Genomic DNA, 19,548 nt, shown 5'->3' on the forward strand with positions numbered 1-19,548 from the left:
CGGCATGGTGACGTTCGCGCAGGCGCAGGAGCGCGCGGAGGAGTGGATCAACGGCGACGTGCCGGCGTACCAGCACCGTGAGGTTCGGGTACGGGAGTTCGGCCTCGGGTTCGTGGTGTGGGGCGAGGACCGTGCCGAGGGCCCGCGTTCGGATGCGGGTGGGCAGCGGCTGGTCATCGCCCGCGACACCGGCGACGCGACGCTGTGGCCGGCGCTGCCGGTGGGCGAGGTGATCCGCCGGTACGAGGAGGAGTACGGCCGTGAGGCGGAGGTCGCCGACGCGGTACCGGCGCCTGCGGCGCGGGTCGACCTGAACCAGACCTCGTTCCTGTTGAGCCCCCCGGAGTGGCTCCAGGAAGCGGCGGACAAGCTGGGGATCCCGGATCGGCGAGCGGGAGGTGACGGGCCGTCGGCCGAGGGTGCGGCCGAGGGTGCGGCCGGGGGGTCCGGTGCGGGCCCGGGGGCGGGCTCTGGTGTGGGGTCCGGGGCGGGTTCCGGCATGGGGCCCGGTGTGGGTTCCGGTGGGCTTGCGGAGACGCAGGCGGGAGTGCCGGCGGGTGCCGGTGGTGGGGCTTCTTGGCCGGCGGCCGGGGGCGGCGCGGGCGCGGGCGCCGGGGCGGTTGTGGGGGCGCAGGGTGCACCCGGTGCGCCGGGCGTGCCCAACGTGCCTGCCGGCGCTACTCCTTGGGCGGGCACCGACACGAACGCCGATGCCGGTGAGGACCGTTCTGTTCCGCTGCCCGCGACGGTGTTCGCGCCGCCGCTGAGCGGCTCCGACAACGGTGCGCTGGGAGACGCCGAGACGGCGCTGATGTCGGGGGGCAGCCAGCTGCCGCGCACGGCGGTGTCTCCGGCGCTCGACGATGCGAGCGCGCCGGGAGCGCAGGGCGCGCAGGGTGTGCACGGCGGGCAGGGTGGTGTGTCGGGGGCGCGTGGAGCTGCTGGTGCGCCGGGGGTACCGGGTGCACCCGGGGCGCACGGTGTGGCCGCCGCGCCCGGGGCGCCGCAGGGCAGCACGCCTCCGCCGCCTCCGCCGGGCGCCCCGACGTACGGCTATCCGCAGGGGCCCGCCGCGGCTTCGGGCGCGCCCGCGCCGGGCGTGCCGGTCAATCCGCAGGCGCCCCCGGCTCCGCCCGCGCCCTCTTACGGCTATCCGCAGAGCCCCGCCGCCCCGGGTTACGGCTACCCGCAGGGGCCGGACGGTGCTCCGGGCGCGCCGCAGCCTCCGGCGGGTCCAGCCGCTCCGAGCCGTCCGCTGGCGCCGAACGCCAGTGACATAGCGGATGCCGCGACGAGCCGGGCCGCACCTCCTCCGCGCAAGGCGCGCGGCGCGGCCGGTGCGCCGCCTCCGCCGCCGGGCGCCCCTGGAACGCCGGGCGCGCGCCCCGGGGGCGCGCCTCAGCCGCCCGCGCCGGGTGCGCCGGGTGCGTCGGCGGGCGGGTATGTGCCGACGCAGATGGTGTCGGCGCTGGGTCCCGAGGGGCCTGGAGGTCCGGCTCAGGCGCCGGGCGCGCAGACTCCGCCGGGCGCCCCCAACCCGCCCGGTACGCCGGGCACTCCGGGTGGCACGCCCCCCGGGGACGTCCATCGTTCGGCCACGATGCTGGCCGACCCGAACGCGAGGGGCGGGGGCGCGCCTCAGGCCCCTGGCGCCCCGGGCATCCCGAACCCGCCCGGCGCTCCTGGAGTCCCGGGCGCCCCGGGTGTACCCCACGCGCCCGGCGCACAGCCGCCGCCGTACGCCCCGGGTGCACCTTTCGCGCCGGGCGCACCGCAAGCCTCGGGCGCCCCTGGCGCACCGCAGCCCCCTGGCGCCCCAGGCATGCCTCCCGCGCGGGGTGCGCAGGCCTCTGCCGGTGGTGCGCAGGGGGCGGTTCACCACGCGGAGACCGTGCTGGCCGGGCCCCCCGTGGGCGCCCCTGGCGCACCGCCGCCCCCGCCCGCCCCCGGCGTACCCGCGGCACCGGGCGCCCCCGGTATGCCCCCGGGTGCCCCGCAGATGCCGCCGCCGATGCCGGCCGGCGCGATGCCGCCGCCCGGCCAGGCCGTGCCGGGGCAGCAGCCGCCGGCGTACGGCTACCCGCAGCAGGGCCAGCCGACCGTGGGCCCCGGCTACCAGGCGGTGCTGCGCTACCGCGCGCAGGACGGTTCGGAGCAGCAGCTGATCCGGCGTTCGGCGCCGGGGACGCCGCACCCGGAGTGGCAGATCTACCACGAGCTGCGGGCGATGAACGTGCCGCCGGACCAGGTGCTGGAGCTGCACACGGAGTTGGAGCCGTGCGAGCTGCCCGGTGCCTACTGCGCGCGGATGATCCGGGAGCAGTGGCCGCAGGCGCGGCTCGCGAGCATCGCGCCGTACGGGACGGATCACGCGAGCCGGCAGCAGGGAATGCGGGAGTTGCTGGCGCACCAGGGCGAGCTGCACCAGGTGGCGGCGGGTCCCGCGCGGCCCGCGCCGGTGCGGGCGCCGTTGCCGCCGGTGCAGGCGGCGCCGCCTATCCCGCCGGAGGCGATCGCGCAGGAGCTGGGGGCGGCGTTCGGGCCGGGCGTGTTCCGGTTCGAGCAGGCGGCGGTGTCGCGGCAGGGGGTGCCGCCGATCGTGGCGCACACGCTGGTCGCGGCCGGACTTCCGCTGGACATGGGGCCGTTCTTCTGGGCGCAGGCCCAGCCGGGCCGTCCGGTGCCGACGCTGGCCGAGCTGGCGCAGGAGCGCGGGGTGCAGCCGGCGCCGGACGCGGGGTCGTACCTCGTGATGGGTACCGACTTCGGCAAGGCGATCTGTGTGCAGTACGGCACCGCGAACATCGTGGCCGTGCCGGTGGAGGCAGGGCCGGGCGGGGCGTCGGTGGCGCCGCAGTTCGTCAACACCGGGCTGCCGGAGTTCGCGCGGTGTCTGGCGCTGCTGGGCCGGATGTGGCGGCTCCGGTTCGGCCTGAACCAGGAGCAGGCGGGCCGCTGGACCGTCGACTTCCAGGCCCAGCTGGCCTCCCTGGACCCGGCGGCGCTCGGTTCGCCGGAGAGCTGGTGGTCGGTGCTGCTGGAGCAGATGTGGGACGGCTTGTTGTAGGGCGGCGGTAGGCACAGCCGGTGGGGGCCGGTCCGGTCGAGTGAACCGGACCGGCCCCCACGTATGCGCGCACGTCTCTGCCCGGGATCGGGTCGGGGCGGTGGTGCCGAGCCGGTACCGCGGGGCGCGCGGCTGAGGGCTCACGCCTCCTGGTGCTCTCGCGGGCCTGGATGCGATGCGCGGCGCTCCGGCCGTGACATGTCTGCGGAGTGTCGCGTTATGAACACTTACGCCCTATCCATCAAGATGTGCGCGAAATCATCATTTCGTGCGGGTCCGGCGGAGAGGGGTTCCAAGGTGAGCAACGCATCGATGCCGCCGTACGACTTCGTGACCGTCCGCGGGCGTGGTTACCGCCCCGAACAGGTCGACACGTTCCTGGCGGCACTCTCGCAGGACCGGGACGCGGCGTGGGAGCGTGCCGCGCGGCTCACCGTGCTCGCCAAGGACATGGAGGCGGAGTCCGCGCGGGTGCGTGCCGTCGTCGAGCAGCTCCCGCCCCAGACCTACGAGTCGCTGGGAGACCGCGCGCAGCGTATTTTCCGGCTCGTGGTGGACGAGGCGTCGGCGCTGCGCGGCAACGCCCGGCGCGCTCTGATCGACGGGGTCGTGCAGGCGGAGGAGTGCGCCGAGAACGAGCGCTGTGCGGCGCGGGAAGAGGCGGACGCGCTCCGCGCGGACGCCGAGGAACGCGCTCGCCAACTCCTTCTCGCCGCGCGCGCCGAGGCCGACGAGATCCGTATCGGCGCCCGGCTGGAGGTGAAGGAGGCGCGCGGCGAGGCCGTCGCGGCGTTGCGCGAGGTACGGCAGCGCACCACCGGGATGCTCGCCGAGCAGGCCAAGGAGCACGCCGAGCGCTGGATCGAGGCGGAGGACGAGGAGGCCGCGCGGGCCGCCGAGGCCGATGTGCAGATGGCCGACCGCATCGCCCGAGCCGAGGCCGCCCTGTCCGAGGCGAAGCGTGCCCTCGGCGAGGCGGAGGAGTGGCAGCACCGTTCCCAGGAGGCGGCCCGGGTGCGTGCCGAGGAGATCCTCGCGGAGGCGCGAGTCCGGGAGGAGCGCATCGCGCGGGAGACCGAGCGGGTGCTGCGTGAGCACGGGGAGATCTGGGACGACGTGCAGGCGCACATGGATCACATGCGTGACAGCCTCATGACCCTGACGGGGCGCGCGACGGCCGAATAGCGCCCTGCTCCCCGCTCGCGTGCCCCCAGCTCACCACCTCCGCTCCGTTCAAGCCCCCCGGCGCCCGGCGCCCGCGAGGATCCAGCCCTCCACCGCCTCGTACTGCCTGCGCTGTTCCGCCGCCCCGCGCCGGCCGGAGACGACCGTCCCCAGCCATCCCAGGAGGAAGCCGGCCGGGATGGAGACGATGCCGGTGGTGGTGAAGGGGAACCAGTTGAAGTCGGCGTGCGGGAAGGCGGCGCCCGGCGAGCCGGAGACCAGGTTCGTGCCCGGCATCAAAAGGAGCACGGTGAGGGTGCCGCCGAGGAGGGTGCACATCAGGCCGGTGCGGGTGTAGCGGCGCCAGAAGAGGCCGTAGACCAGGGCGGGGGCGAGGGCGGAGGCGCCCAGGCAGAAGGAGAGGGTGGCCAGGGGCTGCAGGCTGTGGTGCTGGACCAGGGTCGCCAGCAGGATCGTGGGGACCCCTATGGCGAGCGCGCAGACGCGGGCGAGTTTCATCTCGCGCCGGGCCGGTGTCTCCTGGGCGCGGGTCGCGAGGACGTCGTGGGCGAGGGAGTTGGCGCAGGCGAGGATCATGCCGGCGACGGAGGCGAGCAGGGTGAGGAAGATCGCCGTGGTGACGGTGGTGAAGAGCAGGGTGCCGGCCGTCGACACGTCGGTTCCGAACGCCGCGCGCGAGCCCAGCAGGTAGGCGGTGTTGCCCTGCGGGTCGGCGGCGGTGATGGCGGTACGGCCGACCAGGGCGGTGGCGCCGAAGCCGACGATGCTGATGATCAGGACGAACAGGGCGACGCTCGACACGGCCCAGGACATGGAGCGGCGGACCTGGCGGGCGCCGGCGGCGGTATACATGCGCATGGTGATGTGCGGCAGGCAGGCGCCGCCGAGGACGATGGTCAGTTCTGAACTGATCATGTCCAGGCGAGGGTTGGGGCCTGCGGCGAACTGCAGGCCGGAGTGCAGGTAGGCGGTGCCGGCGCCGCTGCCCCGTGCCGCCGCGGCGAGCAGGGCGCCGGGGTCCCAGTCGAAGCGGTGCAGGATCAGCAGGGCGACCACGGTGCCGGAACCGAGCAGCATCACGATCTTCAGGATCTGGATGAGGGCGGTGCCCTTCATGCCGCCGATGGCCGCGTAGCTGATCATCAGCGCGCCGAGGCCGATGACGCAGCAGGTCTGCACGGACTCGTCGGAGAAGCCGAGGAGGAACGCCATCAGTTGGCCGGCGCCGGCGAGTTGGACCAGCATCAGCGGCAGCAGGGCGGCGATGGTCACCGCGCAGGCCGTGATCCGTACGCTCCGGCCGGGCATCCGGCGGGCCAGCGCGTCGCCCATGGTGAACCTCCCCGCGTTGCGCAGTGGTTCGGCCAGCAGGAACATCAGCAGCATCAGCGACAGCGCGGTGCTGAGGGCGAGGACGACACCGTCGTAGCCGCACAGGGCGATCACGCCGCCGGTGCCGAGGACGGTGGCCGCGGAGATGTAGTCGCCGGCGATGGCGAGGCCGTTGCGCAACGGGGAGAGGGAGCCGTAGCCGGTGTAGAACGCGTCGAGGTCGTCGCGGTCCGGGCCGGTCAGCACGCACAGCAGGAGGGTGAGGGTGGCGACGGCGGTGAAGGCGACCAGGGACATGGACTGCGCGGAGTCGCTGAAGCCGGTCACCGTACGGCTCCTCGCCTGGCGTCCAGTTCGGCCGTTCTGCGGATGCGATCCGCGAGCGGGTCGACGTGGCGGCGCGCGGTGTGCTCGTACAGGGCGATCGCCAGCCAGGTGACGGGCAGTTGGAGAAGGGCGAGGAGCAGGCCGGCGGGTACGCCGTCGGCGACCGTGCTCGTCATCATGCGCGGGGCGAACGCGGACAGCATCAGGAACAGGGTGAAGTAGCCGAGTGCGGTGAGGGTCGCGGTGCGCCGCTGGAGGCGGTAGGCGCCGCGCAGCACCCGCAGGTCGCTGTGGTGGCCGACCGGCTCCCGGTGCGGCAGATGACGGGGTGCCGGCGGCTCCGGCGGCAGCGGCTGCCAGGGGTAGGTGAGGTACGACGGATCGCGCGGGGAAGGGTCCTGGGACATCCCGGTGCTCCTTGCGTGGCTCGGGTCCGTGGCGGCGGACCGCAGGGAGAGGGGGGGAGCGGGGTCACGCACCCTACTCGCAAGTAGCCGGGGCTCGCGGTGTTTTTCGCCAACTGGGCGACCGGTATGCGCTTACTGGCCGAGAGGGTGCCTGACCTTGGGTGTTACCCGCGTTAACCGAGGGGCGGGAGCCGTTCTCGGGGAGCGTGTTGACGCAGGGTCAGGTGTCAGTCCGTGAGGACCGGGAAGCGTCGCGGTGCCACGAACAGCAGGACGAGGAACGCCACTGCGGCCGCGCACGCCGCCCCGAGGTACACCGCGTGGACCGCGTTCGCGATCGCGTGGCGGGTGGACTCGGGGGCGGTGCCGTCGTCCAGCGCGCGCGTGACGGAGTCGAGGTCGCCGGCGCCGCCCAGGTGGGCCGCGAGCACGCCGTTGGCGATCGCGCCGAACACCGAGGCGCCGATCGTCTGTCCGGTCTGCCGGCAGAAGAGCACCGACGCGGTCGTCGTGCCCCGCTCCTCCCAGCCCACCGTCGACTGCACGCCGACGATCAGCGGGAGCTGGAACAGGCCGAGCGCGCCGCCCAGTACGAGCATGAGCAGGGTCGGCTGCCAGGCGGCGCCGGGGTAGGGCAGGAAGGGGAAGGCGAACAGGATCAGCGCGGCCGCGCCGATGCCGAGCAGCGCGGTGTCGCGGAAGCCGATGCGCCGGTACACGTGCTGGCTGAACGCCGCCGAGATCGGCCAGCTCAGCGTCCACACCGACAGCACGAATCCGGCGGCCACCGGCGTGAGGCCGAGGACCGACTGCGCATAGGTGGGCAGGAACACCGTCGGCGCGACCATCAGCAGTCCCAGCGCGCCGAGCGCGAGGTTGACGGCCGCGATCGTACGGCGGCGCCACACCCAGCCCGGGATGATCGGTTCCGCGGCCCGGCGCTCGATCCACATCACGAGCCCCACGAGCGCGAGCCCGGTGGTGAACAGCGCGCACGACGGCGCGGACCACCATGCCCACGCCACCCCGCCCTGCACGAGCGCCGTCAGCAGCACGCCCCCGCACGCGAAGACCGCCAGCGCGCCCGCCCAGTCCACCCGCGGGGGCGTGCGCGGCGCGCGCTCCGGCTCGTGCAGATGACGCACTATCAGCCAGAGTGCCGCCGCGCCGATCGGCAGGTTGACGAGGAAGATCCACCGCCAGTCCGCGTACGTGGCCAGCACCCCACCGAGCCCCGGCCCGGCGACCGCGGAGACCGCCCACACCGTGGACAGCTTGGACTGGATCTTGGGACGTTCCTTGAGCGGGTACAGGTCGGCCGCCAGGGTCTGCACGGTGCCCTGCAGTGCGCCCCCGCCGAGGCCCTGCACGATCCGGAACGCGATCAGCGCGGCCATGTTCCATGCGGCCGCGCACAGCAGCGACCCCAGCAGGAACACCACGGCCCCCGCGACCAGCACCGGCTTGCGGCCGAAGGTGTCGGAGAGCTTGCCGTACACCGGCAGCGTCACGGTCACGGCCAGCAGATAGCCGGAGAACAGCCAGGAGAAGACGGAGAACCCGCCGAGGTCGCCGACGATCTGCGGTACGGCGGTGGAGACGACGGTGGAGTCGAGCGCCGCCAGCGCCATCGCGAGCATCAGGGCGGCCACCACGGCCCCCCGCCGGCCCGTCCCGGCATCGCGCCCGGCCGCGCGTATCGCGGGTCTCGTGTTCTCCACGCCGGATCTCCTCCCCATGCGTTCCCCTTGCATCTATGTCGCGTGCGACAGCTTCCCATCCGCCCCGACCTGGCGGGAGTGCGCATCCACTTGACCCTCACGCGAGGAGAGGGAGGAGGCTGAGCGCGCCGGGGGGTGGAGCCGGACCCGGAGAAGGACTCCACCCGGCGGTGGACTTCCCCTAGGGGGTTCTCCGTACCAAGGCTCGGGGAGGGTTCGTACCGCCGGAGGAGGAGACGGCACCACTGTCGTCCTTAACCTGGCTTTACGTCGCCGGGGGGCGGTTGACCGAACCGGCGGGGGTGGGGTTTTCCCCCGGGAAAGACGGGGCTTCGCACCAGCGCGGAGCAACCCCGCGCACCGCGAGACTCATCGGCGTACCAAACGCTTCGCAGCAGGACGCGGCACAGAGCCGTCCGTTCGCTGACCGACTTAGGAGACATACCGTGACATCGGCTGTGACCATTCCCAGGCACGGGGGTACTGGAGGGCGTACGGCCGTTGCCGCGCGGGCGCGGCAGGTCGTCAAGGCGTACGGGTCCGGAGAGACCCGGGTCGTCGCTCTCGACCACGTCGACGTGGACATCTCGCGGGGGCAGTTCACCGCGATCATGGGCCCCTCGGGGTCCGGCAAGTCCACCCTGATGCACTGCCTCGCCGGACTCGACACCGTGACGAGCGGTCAGATCTACCTGGACGAGACCGAGATCACCGGGCTGAAGGACAAAAAGCTCACGAAGCTGCGCCGGGACCGCATCGGGTTCATCTTCCAGGCGTTCAACCTGCTGCCGACGCTGAACGCGCTGGAGAACATCACGCTCCCCATGGACATCGCCGGGCGCAAGCCCGACAGGGAGTGGCTGGGGCGCGTGGTCGACACCGTGGGGCTCGCGGACCGGCTCAAGCACCGTCCCACGCAGCTCTCGGGTGGTCAGCAGCAGCGCGTGGCCGTGGCGCGCGCCCTCGCCGCGCGCCCCGAGATCATCTTCGGTGACGAGCCGACCGGAAACCTCGACTCCCGCGCGGGCGCGGAGGTCCTCGGCTTCCTGCGCAGTTCCGTCGACGACCTGGGGCAGACGATCGTGATGGTCACGCACGACCCGGTGGCCGCCTCCTATGCGGACCGTGTGCTCTACCTCGCCGACGGCCGGATCGTGGACGAGATGTTCAAGCCGACCGCGGACACCGTCCTGGACCGCATGAAGGACTTCGACGCGCGGGGGCGTACGTCATGACCGTCATGAAGACCTCGATGCGCAACTTCTTCGCGCACAAGGGACGCATGGCCCTGTCGGCCGTCGCCGTGCTGCTGTCGGTGGCGTTCGTGTGCGGCACGCTCGTGTTCACCGACACGATGAACACGACGTTCGACAAGCTGTTCGCGGCGACCTCGTCCGATGTGACGGTCAGCGCCAAGGGCGCCTCCGACACCGGCGAGACGACCTCGGACAACGGCAAGCCGCCGGTCATGCCGGCCTCGGTGGTCCGCAAGGTGCGTGCGGCGGACGGCGTCAAGGCGGCCGAGGGGACGGTCTTCTCGACGTCCGTGACCGTCGTCGACGCCAAGAAGGACAGCCTGTCGCCGTCCAGCGGGGCACCGACCATCGTCGGCAGCTGGAACTCCAACGACGCCCGCACCATGAAGATCACCTCCGGTGCGGCGCCGGAGAACTCCGGCCAGATCATGGTGGACGCCGACACCGCCGACAAGCACCACCTCGGACTCGGCGACGAGATCGGCGTGATCAGCGCGGTCGGCACACACATCGCGAAGATCTCCGGCATCGCCGACTTCACCGTCACCAACCCCGGTGCCGCGATCTTCTACATGGACACGAAGACCGCGCAGCGCACGCTCGTCGGGCAGAGCGGCGTCTTCACGAACGTCAACGTGACGGCCGCCTCCGGTGTCACCGACGCGCAGCTGAAGAAGAACGTGACCGGCGAACTCGGCGCCGGCTACCAGGTGCAGACCGCCAAGGAGACCGCCGACGCGAACCAGAAGGACGTCGAGGGCTTCATGAACGTCATGAGGTACGCGATGCTCGGCTTCGCCGGGATCGCCTTCCTGGTCGGCATCTTCCTGATCATCAACACCTTCTCGATGCTGGTCGCCCAGCGCACCCGCGAGATCGGCCTGATGCGGGCCATCGGCTCCAGCCGCGGGCAGGTCAACCGGTCCGTGCTCGTCGAGGCGCTCCTGCTCGGCGTGGTCGGCTCGGTCCTCGGGGTCGGCGCGGGCGTCGGCATCGCGGTCGGGCTGATGAAGCTCATGGGCTCGATAGGCATGCACCTGTCGACCAGCGATCTGACGGTGGCCTGGACGACCCCGGTGCTCGGCCTGGTCCTCGGTGTCGTCGTCACCGTCCTCGCCGCCTACCTGCCCGCGCGGCGGGCCGGCAAGGTCTCCCCGATGGCCGCGCTGCGCGACGCGGGAGCCCCCGCCGACGCCAGGGCAGGCGTCGTACGCGCCCTGCTGGGCCTCCTGCTGACCGCCGGCGGCGGCTTCGGCCTCTACCTGGCCGCGGAAGCCGACAAGGCGTCGCAGGGCGCCGCCTGGCTGGGCATCGGCATCGTGCTCTCGCTGGTCGGGTTCGTCGTCATCGGCCCGCTGCTCGCCGGCGCCGTCGTACGGGTCCTGGGCGCCGTCCTGTTGCGGATGTTCGGCCCCGTGGGGCGCATGGCCGAACGCAACGCGCTGCGCAACCCGCGCCGTACCGGTGCGACGGGCGCCGCCCTGATGATCGGGCTCGCGCTGGTCGCCTGCCTCTCGGTGGTCGGCTCCTCCATGGTGGCCTCCGCCAGCGACCAGCTCGACAAGACCGTCGGCACGGACTTCATCATCCAGTCCGACAGCGGTCAGCGGATCACCCCGCAGGCCGTCAAGGCGGTGAAGGACACGCCGGGGCTCGCGCGGGTCACCGAGTACCGGGTCACCTCGGCCGACTACACCACCCCCGACGGCAAGACGCTCAAGGACACCGACATCACGGCCGCCGACCCGACGTACGCGACCGACCTGCGGACCAAGACCGTCGCCGGTGACCTCAAGGACGCCTACCTTCCCGACTCGATGTCCGTGCACGAGAAGTTCGCCAAGGCACACGACATCCACCTCGGCTCGAAGATCACCGTCCGGTTCAAGGAGGGGCGTACGGCCCACCTGACCGTCCGCGCGATCACCAGCAGTGACGTCGTCATCGACGCGGGCGCCAAGTACACGTCCATCGCCACGCTCGCCAAGTACGTGCCGGCCGACCGGATGCCGCTCGACCAGTTGGTCTTCGCCACCGCCAAGGACGGCCGGCAGGACAGCGCGTACAAGTCGCTCAAGAGCGCGCTGCACGACTACCCGCAGTACACCGTGCGCGACCAGACCGACTACAAGCAGGCGCTGAAGGACCAGATCGGCCAGCTGCTGAACCTGATCTACGGGCTTCTCGCACTCGCGATCATCGTCGCGGTCCTCGGTGTCGTGAACACCCTGGCACTGTCGGTGGTCGAGCGGACCAGGGAGATCGGCCTGATGCGGGCGATCGGTCTGTCGCGGCGGCAGCTGCGCCGGATGATCCGCATGGAGTCCGTGGTCATCGCCCTCTTCGGTGCCCTGCTGGGCCTGGGGCTGGGCATGGGCTGGGGCGCGACCGCCCAGAAGCTGCTCGCCCTGCAGGGCCTGAAGGTCCTGGAGATCCCCTGGCCGACGATCACCGGGGTCTTCATCGGCTCGGCCTTCGTGGGCCTGTTCGCCGCGCTGATCCCGGCCTTCCGGGCGGGCCGCATGAACGTCCTGAAGGCGATCGCGACGGACTGACGGGAGCGACAGAACCGACGGGACCGACGGCAGCGACAGAACCGACGGGACCGACGGGAGCGACAGAACCCGTAGGACCGACTGAGAGACCACCGCATACGGGGGTTGCGGGGGAAGGCCCGGCGCCGGAGAGTTCCCAGGACTCTCCGGCGCCGGGCGCTCGTGTCCCGTGCGAGACCCCTGGGCGCGCGGAACGCCGTACAGGTCGTCCACAGGCGGTTGTCCACAGCCCCGGCGCACGCCCACGCGGCGACGTACGCTGGAGACCCCCCGGTCGCAGCCCGCGCCGGGCACTTCGCGTTGCCCACCCCCGGACGAAAGCCGCCTGAATGAGCCTGCACGGTCTGCTCGACGCCGTCGTCAAGGACGCCGCACTCGCGGAAGCGATCAAGGCGGCCGCGGACGGCAACCGCATGCACGTCGACCTGGTCGGCCCCCCTGCGGCCCGCCCCCTCGCGATCGCCGCCCTGGCCCGTGAGGCCGGCCGGCCCGTGCTCGCGGTCACCGCCACCGGCCGCGAGGCCGAGGACCTGGCCGCCGCCCTGCGCACCCTGCTGCCGTCCGAGGGCGTCGTGGAGTACCCCTCCTGGGAGACGCTCCCGCACGAGCGGCTGAGCCCCCGCAGCGACACCGTCGGCCGCCGCCTGGCCGTGCTGCGCCGCCTCGCCCACCCGAGACCCGACGACCCCGAGACCGGCCCGGTCTCCGTCGTCGTCTCGCCCGTACGGTCCGTGCTCCAGCCGCAGGTCAAGGGCCTCGGTGACCTGGAGCCGGTGGCACTGCGCAGCGGGCAGAGCGCCGATCTGAACGACGTCGTGGAAGCCCTCGCTGCCGCCGCCTACGCGCGCGTGGAGCTCGTCGAGAAACGCGGCGAGTTCGCCGTGCGCGGCGGCATCCTGGACGTGTTCCCGCCCACCGAGGAACACCCCCTGCGCGTCGAGTTCTGGGGCGACGACGTCGAGGAGATCCGCTACTTCAAGGTCGCCGACCAGCGCTCCCTGGAGGTCGCCGAGCACGGACTGTGGGCGCCGCCCTGCCGCGAGCTGCTGCTGACCGACGACGTCCGCGCCCGCGCGCGTGCCCTCGCCGAACAGCACCCGGAGCTGGGCGAACTGCTGAACAAGATCGCCGAGGGGATCGCGGTCGAGGGCATGGAGTCCCTCGCCCCCGTCCTGGTCGACGACATGGAGCTGCTGCTCGACGTGCTGCCCAAGGGCGCGATGGCCGTCGTGTGCGATCCGGAGCGGGTCCGCACGCGTGCCGCCGACCTGGTGGCCACGAGCCAGGAGTTCCTGCAGGCCTCCTGGGCGGCCACCGCGGGCGGCGGCGAGGCGCCCATCGACGTCGGCGCGGCCTCCCTGTGGTCGATCGCGGACGTCCGCGACCGGGCGCGCGAGCGGGACATGATGTGGTGGTCGGTGTCGCCGTTCGCCGCCGACGAAGAGCTGTCCGCCGACACCCTCAAGCTCGGCATGCACGCCACGGAGACCTACCGCGGCGACACCGCCAAGGCCCTCGCCGACACCAAGGGCTGGCTCGCCGACGGCTGGCGCACGGTGTACGTGACCGAGGGCCACGGCCCCGCCTCCCGCACCGTCGAGGTGCTCGGCGGCGAGGGCATCGCGGCCCGCCTCGACGTCGACCTGGGCGAGCTGAGCCCCTCGGTCGTGCATGTGTCCTGCGGCTCGATCGACTACGGCTTCGTCGACCCGGCGCTCAGACTCGCCGTCCTCACCGAGACCGACCTGTCCGGCCAGAAGGCGGCCGGCAAGGACGGCGCCCGGATGCCGGCCCGGCGCCGCAAGACGATCGACCCGCTCACCCTGGAGGCGGGCGACTACATCGTCCACGAGCAGCACGGCGTCGGCCGCTACATCGAGATGGTGCAGCGCACCGTCCAGGGCGCCACCCGTGAGTACCTGGTCGTCGAGTACGCGCCCGCCAAGCGCGGCCAGCCCGGCGACCGGCTGTACATCCCCACCGACCAGCTGGAGCAGATCACCAAGTACGTCGGCGGCGAGTCGCCCACCCTGCACCGCCTGGGCGGCGCGGACTGGACGAAGACCAAGGCACGCGCCAAGAAGGCCGTCAAGGAGATCGCCGCCGACCTGATCAAGCTCTACAGCGCGCGCATGGCAGCCCCCGGCCATTCCTTCGCCGGCGACTCGCCCTGGCAGCGCGAGCTGGAGGACGCCTTCCCGTACGCGGAGACCCCCGACCAGCTCACCACCATCGCCGAGGTCAAGGAGGACATGGAGAAGTCGGTCCCCATGGACCGCCTGATCTGCGGCGACGTCGGCTACGGCAAGACCGAGATCGCGGTCCGGGCCGCCTTCAAGGCCGTCCAGGACGGCAAGCAGGTCGCCGTCCTCGTCCCCACCACCCTGCTGGTGCAGCAGCACTTCGGCACGTTCTCCGAGCGGTACTCGCAGTTCCCGGTGAGCGTGAAGGCGCTCTCCCGCTTCCAGACCGACACCGAGGCGAAGACGACTCTGGAGGGGCTCAGGGAGGGCGCGGTCGACGTTGTCATCGGCACCCACCGGCTGTTCTCCTCGGAGACCAAGTTCAAGGACCTCGGTCTGGTCATCGTCGACGAGGAGCAGCGCTTCGGCGTCGAGCACAAGGAGCAGCTGAAGAAGCTGCGCGCCAACGTGGACGTGCTGACCATGTCCGCGACCCCGATCCCGCGCACCCTGGAGATGGCGGTCACCGGCATCCGCGAGATGTCCACGATCACCACCCCGCCGGAGGAACGGCACCCGGTGCTCACCTTCGTCGGCCCCTACGAGGAGAAGCAGATCGGCGCCGCCATCCGCCGCGAACTGCTGCGCGAGGGCCAGGTCTTCTACATCCACAACCGGGTCGAGTCCATCGACCGCGCGGCCTCCCGCCTCCGCGAGATCGTCCCCGAGGCGCGGATCGCCACCGCCCACGGCCAGATGTCGGAATCGGCCCTCGAACAGGTCGTCGTCGACTTCTGGGAGAAGAAGTTCGACGTCCTCGTCTCCACGACGATCGTCGAGTCCGGCATCGACATCTCCAACGCCAACACCCTGATCGTTGAACGCGGCGACACCTTCGGCCTCTCCCAGCTGCACCAGCTGCGCGGCCGGGTCGGCCGAGGGCGTGAGCGCGGATACGCGTACTTCCTGTACCCGCCGGAGAAGCCGCTCACCGAGACCGCGCACGAACGGCTCGCCACCATCGCCCAGCACACCGAGATGGGCGCCGGCATGTACGTGGCGATGAAGGACCTCGAGATCCGCGGCGCCGGCAACCTGCTCGGCGGCGAGCAGTCCGGCCACATCGCGGGCGTCGGCTTCGACCTGTACGTCCGCATGGTCGGCGAGGCCGTCGCCGACTACCGGCGACAGCTGGAGACCGGGGAGATCGAGGAGGAGCCGCCGCTGGAGGTCAAGATCGAGCTGCCCGTCGACGCGCACGTCCCGCACGACTACGCGCCCGGCGAGCGGCTGCGCCTCCAGGCCTACCGGTCCATCGCCTCCGCCAACTCCGAGGAGGACATCAGGGCGGTCCGTGAGGAACTCACCGACCGCTACGGCAAGTTGCCCGAACCGGTGGAGAACCTGCTCCTGGTCGCCGGGCTGCGGATGCTCGCCCGCGCGTGCGGAGTCGGTGAGATCGTCCTCCAGGGCACCAACATCCGCTTCGCTCCGGTCGAGTTGCGCGAGTCGCAGGAGCTGCGGCTCAAGCGTCTGTACCCGGGGACCGTCATCAAGCCGGCCGTCCGCCAGGTGCTGGTGCCCCGCCCGAAGACCGCGAAGGTGGGCGGAAAGCCGCTCGTCGGACGGGAGTTGCTGGGCTGGGTCGGTGAGTTCCTGGCGTCGGTGCTGGGGTCGTAGGGCGGCCGGGGTCGGGGTCGGGGGACCGTCGGTCCGGGGGGCGCAGGACCGTCGGTCCGGGGGTGCGGACGGCCGAGTCCCGGCTTTTGCCGGTTCCTCGACACCGCCCGCGCCCACTCCCCGTCGTTGACGCACCGGCGCCTGCCAGGCGCCCCGTGCCTTCCTTGACAACCCCTGCACACCGGACCTCGTCGACGACGCGACCGTCACGGCGACCTTCGGCCCGCCGATCCCGCGCTCGGCCCCGGCGGTTTGGCGCGCCGCGAACCGGCAAGGCGTGCGTTACGGCGTGCGACCGTGGCGTGGTGTGAGCGGGCGCGAAGGCGTACCGCCCGGGCTTCTCCCGGTGCGTCAAAGAGGTTCCGATAAGGGGGAGTTGTTCGCTATTCACCCTTTTAGGCGCCATTCGACGTGAACCGTGCGGCGGCTACCGTGAGCCAGGAGAGATCCGCCCGCGTGGAGGCGGAAAGAGGGATGGAAGAGGGGGGCGCACGTGACGCGTCTGAGGGGCGGGGCGGTCATCGCTGTCGTCATGATCTTCGCCGTGGCCGGCTGCAAGGACCTGCAGGACAAGGGGAGCCCGGGAGCCCAGGGCGCGGGCGGCGGGGGAGCGGCGCTGACCGCCGCCGACGCGCTGACCGTCAAGGGCCGGGCGCCGAAGACCGGTTACACCCGGGAGAAGTTCGGCTCCGCCTGGGCGGACACCGACTCCAACTCCTGTGACACCAGGGACGACATACTCAAGCGGGACCTCAAGGAGGTGAAGTTCACCGACGGCGACTGCAAGGTCTCCTCCGGCGTGCTGGACCCGGACCCCTACTCCGGCAAGGACGTCACCTACAAGCGCGGCCGCAGTCTGGTCGACATCGACCACCTCGTCGCCCTCTCGGACGCCTGGCAGACGGGCGCCAAGTACTGGGACGCCAGCAAGCGCATAGCTTTGGCCAACGACCCGCTCAACCTGCTGGCCGTCGACGCGAGCGCCAACCGCGGCAAGGGCGACGGCGACACGGCCACCTGGCTGCCGCCCGAGAAGGCCTACCGCTGCACCTATGTCGCAGCTCAGGTGGCCGTGAAGAAGAAGTACGGGCTGTGGGCCACCGCCGCGGAGAAGGCCGCGATGAAGAAGGTCCTCGCCACCTGCCCCGGCCAGAAGCTTCCCGCGGGCGGCAACCCGACCAAGGCCCCGTCCCGGTTCAAGGCCCGCTGACGCGACGGCCCGCACAACGGGTCCCGACGACGGAAACCTTTCGGCGCCGCGGTCGGCTTCGAGGCGTCCGGCGCGCGCCCCGGTTCGCTGTGAACCAGGGTGCGCGCGGACGCGCCGTGCACGCCGGACCAACCGTGTGCACGCCCCCACCGCACTGACATCGCACACCCCTTGGCGCGCTCCCTCGGCGCGCGTCCGCCCCTCGGGCGCACGCCCCGCTCCCGCGTGCGCCACCCGTCCGCGCGCCCCCCTTCAGCGGTCCGCGCCGGGGTGTGGGTGGTCGCGTCCCGGCGATCGCCACACAACGGTTCGATACAACCCGGACCGCACGTCGGTGTCGGGCCATATGCTCGATCCGACCAACGCACGACCGGTGCGGTCCGTCAGCGGACGCACCGGGCGGGCACGTACGCCCTTTTCAGGCAATACAGGAGCGATCATGCAAGGCCAGGGCCATGCGCAGCCGGTGCAGCGGCCGCCGCACGACGCGGTACTGGTCCTGTTGCGCGTGGTGTTCGTGGCGATGGGGGTGTTCAGCGTCGGCTTCCTGGCCTGGGCGATGATGCTGCGGCTGGCCGTGGTGACCCGTAGATCGGCGGACTACGGCCTGCTGGTGGCGGTCGCCGCGGCCGACATCCTCAGCATCGTGCTGCTGGCCACCGAACCCGGCGACGACGTGCACACGGTCGGCGGCTACCTGGGGATCACGCTGCTGTTCGGCACGCTCCTGGCCACGGTCGTCTACTACCTGGCCGCCGACGTACGCCACTTCCAGCGGCAGCGCGAGGCGTACGCGGCGCAGACCACGGCGCATACGTACGGCTACCCGCCCCCCGCGTCCCCGTACACCACGACGACGACGCCCCTGGGCGCGCAGCCCCCGCACACCCCGCCCCCGCACACCCCGCCCCCGCACACCGTGCCCCCGGTCGCCGGGCCGCCGCTGTCCCAGCCCCCGATACCCGCGCCGCCCCAGCGTCCGGCGCCCGTGCGGATCGAGCAGGTGCGTGCCGAGCTCGACGAGCTCAGCGACTATCTGCGCAAGCACGACGGCCGCGACGAGGGCGGAAGGTGACCGTGGCGACAGGGAGAGTCGTCGCCGACCGCTACCAGCTGTCCACGCTCATCGGGCAGGGCGGCATGGGCCAGGTCTGGACGGCGTACGACCAGCGGCTCGACCGGCGGGTGGGAGTGAAGCTGCTGCGCCCCGACAAGGTGGCGGGCGCGGACGCCGACGAACTGCGCCGCCGGTTCCTGCGGGAGTGCCGGGTGACCGCGCAGGTCGACCACCCCGGCCTGGTCACCGTGCACGACGCGGGCACCGAGGGCGAGGAACTGTTCCTCGTCATGCAGTACGTGGACGGCACCGACCTCGCCGGCCACCTCGCGGAGCACGATCCGTACCCCTGGCCGTGGGCGGTCGCGGTGGCCGCGCAACTATGCGCCGTGCTGAGCGCCGTGCACGCCGTGCCGATCGTCCACCGCGACCTCAAGCCGCGCAACCTGATGGTCAAGCAGGACGGCACCATCACCGTCCTGGACCTCGGTATCGCCTCCGTGATGGAAACCGACAGCACCCGCCTCACCCACACCGGCACCCCCATCGGCTCGCCCGCCTACATGGCGCCCGAGCAGGCGATGGGCGGCGCCGTCGGCCCGTACACGGACCTGTACGCGCTCGGGGTGCTGCTGCACGAACTGCTCAGCGGTGAGGTGCCGTTCGCCGGCTCCACCTCGCTCGGCGTGCTGCACCGCCATCTGTACGAGCAGCCGGTGCCGGTACGCCGGCTCCGCCCCGAGGTGCCCGAGCCGCTGGAGGCGCTGGTGCTGCGGCTGCTCGCCAAGGACCCGCAGCACCGGCCCGCCTCGGCGCAGGAGGTGTACGAGAACCTCGTCCCGCTCCTGCCCGCGCGCGGCATGCACACCGGGGCGCCCCTGGACCCCACCCGCCCCTTCCTGCGCCCGCACGCCCCCTGGCCGGACCGCGCGCGGTTGCCCGCGCCCCAGCCCGCCGCCCCGGTGGCCGCCGTGCCCGGAAGACCCGATGTCGTCACCGCCGTCGACGAGGTCAAGCGGCTGCTCGGGGAGGGGCGCATCACCCAGGCCGTCGACATCCTGGGTGCGATCCTGCCGGTCGCCGCCGACCAGCACGGTGAGCGCTCCACGGTCGTCCGCACGCTGCGCAAGCAGTACGCGGCCACCCTGATGGACGACGGCCAGTACCGGCGCGCACTGCCCGAACTGCGCCGGCTCGCCGACGAACGCGCCGCCGAGGCCGGCCAGGCCGACCCGCAGTCCTTGCGTTTCCGCTACGAGACCGCCCAGTGCCTGGAACAGCTCGGCGAACCGGCCGCGGCGCTCGCCGAGTACCGCGCGCTGCTGCCGTACTACGAGAACCAGTACGTGGCCGGTGATCCGCAGCTCGCGCACGACGTGCGCCGCCGGATCGGGCACCTGCTGCTGGCGCTCGGCGACCGCCCGGCAGGCCAGGACACGCTCACCCGGCTGCTGTTCGACGTGGAACGGCTGCACGGGCCCGGTCATCCGATGGCGGGAGAGGTCCGGCGGACGCTGCAGTGGCTGGGGCAGGTGCGCGGCTAGTTCCCGCGCGGTTCATACTGCACC

The 19,548-nt window shown here is 72.3% G+C and carries 11 protein-coding genes; 8 read left to right on the forward strand and 3 right to left on the reverse strand.

Going from position 1 to position 19,548, the window contains the following annotated elements:
- The first annotated feature begins 4 nt into the window (after positions 1–4).
- Both ACZ4N4_RS40165 and ACZ4N4_RS40170 read left to right on the forward strand, forming a co-directional pair.
- A complete protein-coding gene (locus ACZ4N4_RS40165; protein WP_467598382.1) occupies positions 5–3,067 on the forward strand; it encodes an SUKH-4 family immunity protein in 3,063 nt (1,020 codons plus the stop codon).
- A 297-nt stretch (positions 3,068–3,364) separates the two neighbouring features.
- Complete coding sequence (locus tag ACZ4N4_RS40170; RefSeq protein ID WP_453564818.1) at positions 3,365–4,252, forward strand: coiled-coil domain-containing protein; 888 nt, start codon at positions 3,365–3,367, stop codon at positions 4,250–4,252.
- Positions 4,253–4,300: 48 nt separating this feature from the next.
- Here ACZ4N4_RS40170 and ACZ4N4_RS40175 read toward each other — a convergent pair whose 3' ends face one another.
- The 3 genes from ACZ4N4_RS40175 to ACZ4N4_RS40185 all read right to left on the reverse strand — a co-directional run bounded on the left by ACZ4N4_RS40175 (position 4,301) and on the right by ACZ4N4_RS40185 (position 8,039).
- Positions 4,301–5,911 (reverse strand): sodium/solute symporter, encoded by a 1,611-nt coding sequence (locus ACZ4N4_RS40175; RefSeq protein ID WP_467598385.1) that lies wholly within the window; start codon positions 5,909–5,911, stop codon positions 4,301–4,303.
- On the reverse strand, positions 5,908–6,318 hold the full coding sequence (locus ACZ4N4_RS40180; protein ID WP_467598388.1) for a DUF485 domain-containing protein: 411 nt from the start codon (positions 6,316–6,318) through the stop codon (positions 5,908–5,910). The genes ACZ4N4_RS40175 and ACZ4N4_RS40180 overlap by 4 nt, the downstream gene beginning before the upstream one ends.
- 227 nt (positions 6,319–6,545) lie before the next feature.
- Positions 6,546–8,039, reverse strand: coding sequence for an MFS transporter (locus ACZ4N4_RS40185; protein WP_467598391.1), 1,494 nt, complete (start codon positions 8,037–8,039; stop codon positions 6,546–6,548).
- A 446-nt stretch (positions 8,040–8,485) separates the two neighbouring features.
- Between ACZ4N4_RS40185 and ACZ4N4_RS40190 the strand changes: the two genes are divergently transcribed.
- From ACZ4N4_RS40190 to ACZ4N4_RS40215, 6 genes are all read left to right on the forward strand, one after another.
- Positions 8,486–9,274 carry an ABC transporter ATP-binding protein gene (locus ACZ4N4_RS40190; protein WP_360489974.1) on the forward strand — a complete coding sequence of 263 codons (789 nt, stop codon included), beginning with the start codon at positions 8,486–8,488 and terminating at the stop codon, positions 9,272–9,274.
- Positions 9,271–11,850: an ABC transporter permease gene (locus ACZ4N4_RS40195; protein WP_467598395.1), complete on the forward strand. Its 2,580-nt coding sequence runs from the start codon at positions 9,271–9,273 to the stop codon at positions 11,848–11,850. The genes ACZ4N4_RS40190 and ACZ4N4_RS40195 overlap by 4 nt, the downstream gene beginning before the upstream one ends.
- A gap of 329 nt (positions 11,851–12,179) precedes the next feature.
- The gene (gene mfd, locus ACZ4N4_RS40200) at positions 12,180–15,713 is read left to right on the forward strand and encodes a transcription-repair coupling factor (protein WP_453564806.1); all 3,534 of its coding nucleotides are present in this window, start codon (positions 12,180–12,182) and stop codon (positions 15,711–15,713) included.
- A 493-nt stretch (positions 15,714–16,206) separates the two neighbouring features.
- Complete coding sequence (locus ACZ4N4_RS40205; protein WP_467598398.1) at positions 16,207–16,923, forward strand: HNH endonuclease family protein; 717 nt, start codon at positions 16,207–16,209, stop codon at positions 16,921–16,923.
- A gap of 439 nt (positions 16,924–17,362) precedes the next feature.
- Positions 17,363–17,998 carry a hypothetical protein gene (locus ACZ4N4_RS40210; protein WP_467598401.1) on the forward strand — a complete coding sequence of 212 codons (636 nt, stop codon included), beginning with the start codon at positions 17,363–17,365 and terminating at the stop codon, positions 17,996–17,998.
- Between the two features lie 38 nt (positions 17,999–18,036).
- Positions 18,037–19,524 (forward strand): protein kinase domain-containing protein, encoded by a 1,488-nt coding sequence (locus ACZ4N4_RS40215; protein WP_467598652.1) that lies wholly within the window; start codon positions 18,037–18,039, stop codon positions 19,522–19,524.
- Positions 19,525–19,548 lie beyond the last annotated feature (24 nt).

It is taken from the genome of Streptomyces sp. NPDC026538 (assembly GCF_055567535.1).

Bases quoted from the DNA above. Each gene is read 5' to 3' on its own strand.
- ACZ4N4_RS40165 (WP_467598382.1), top strand. From the start codon at position 5: ATGGTGACGTTCGCGCAGGCGCAGGAGCGCGCGGAGGAGTGGATCAAC.
- ACZ4N4_RS40180 (WP_467598388.1), bottom strand. From the start codon at position 6,318: ATGTCCCAGGACCCTTCCCCGCGCGATCCGTCGTACCTCACCTACCCC.
- ACZ4N4_RS40195 (WP_467598395.1), top strand. From the start codon at position 9,271: ATGACCGTCATGAAGACCTCGATGCGCAACTTCTTCGCGCACAAGGGA.
- mfd (WP_453564806.1), top strand. From the start codon at position 12,180: ATGAGCCTGCACGGTCTGCTCGACGCCGTCGTCAAGGACGCCGCACTC.
- ACZ4N4_RS40210 (WP_467598401.1), top strand. From the start codon at position 17,363: ATGCAAGGCCAGGGCCATGCGCAGCCGGTGCAGCGGCCGCCGCACGAC.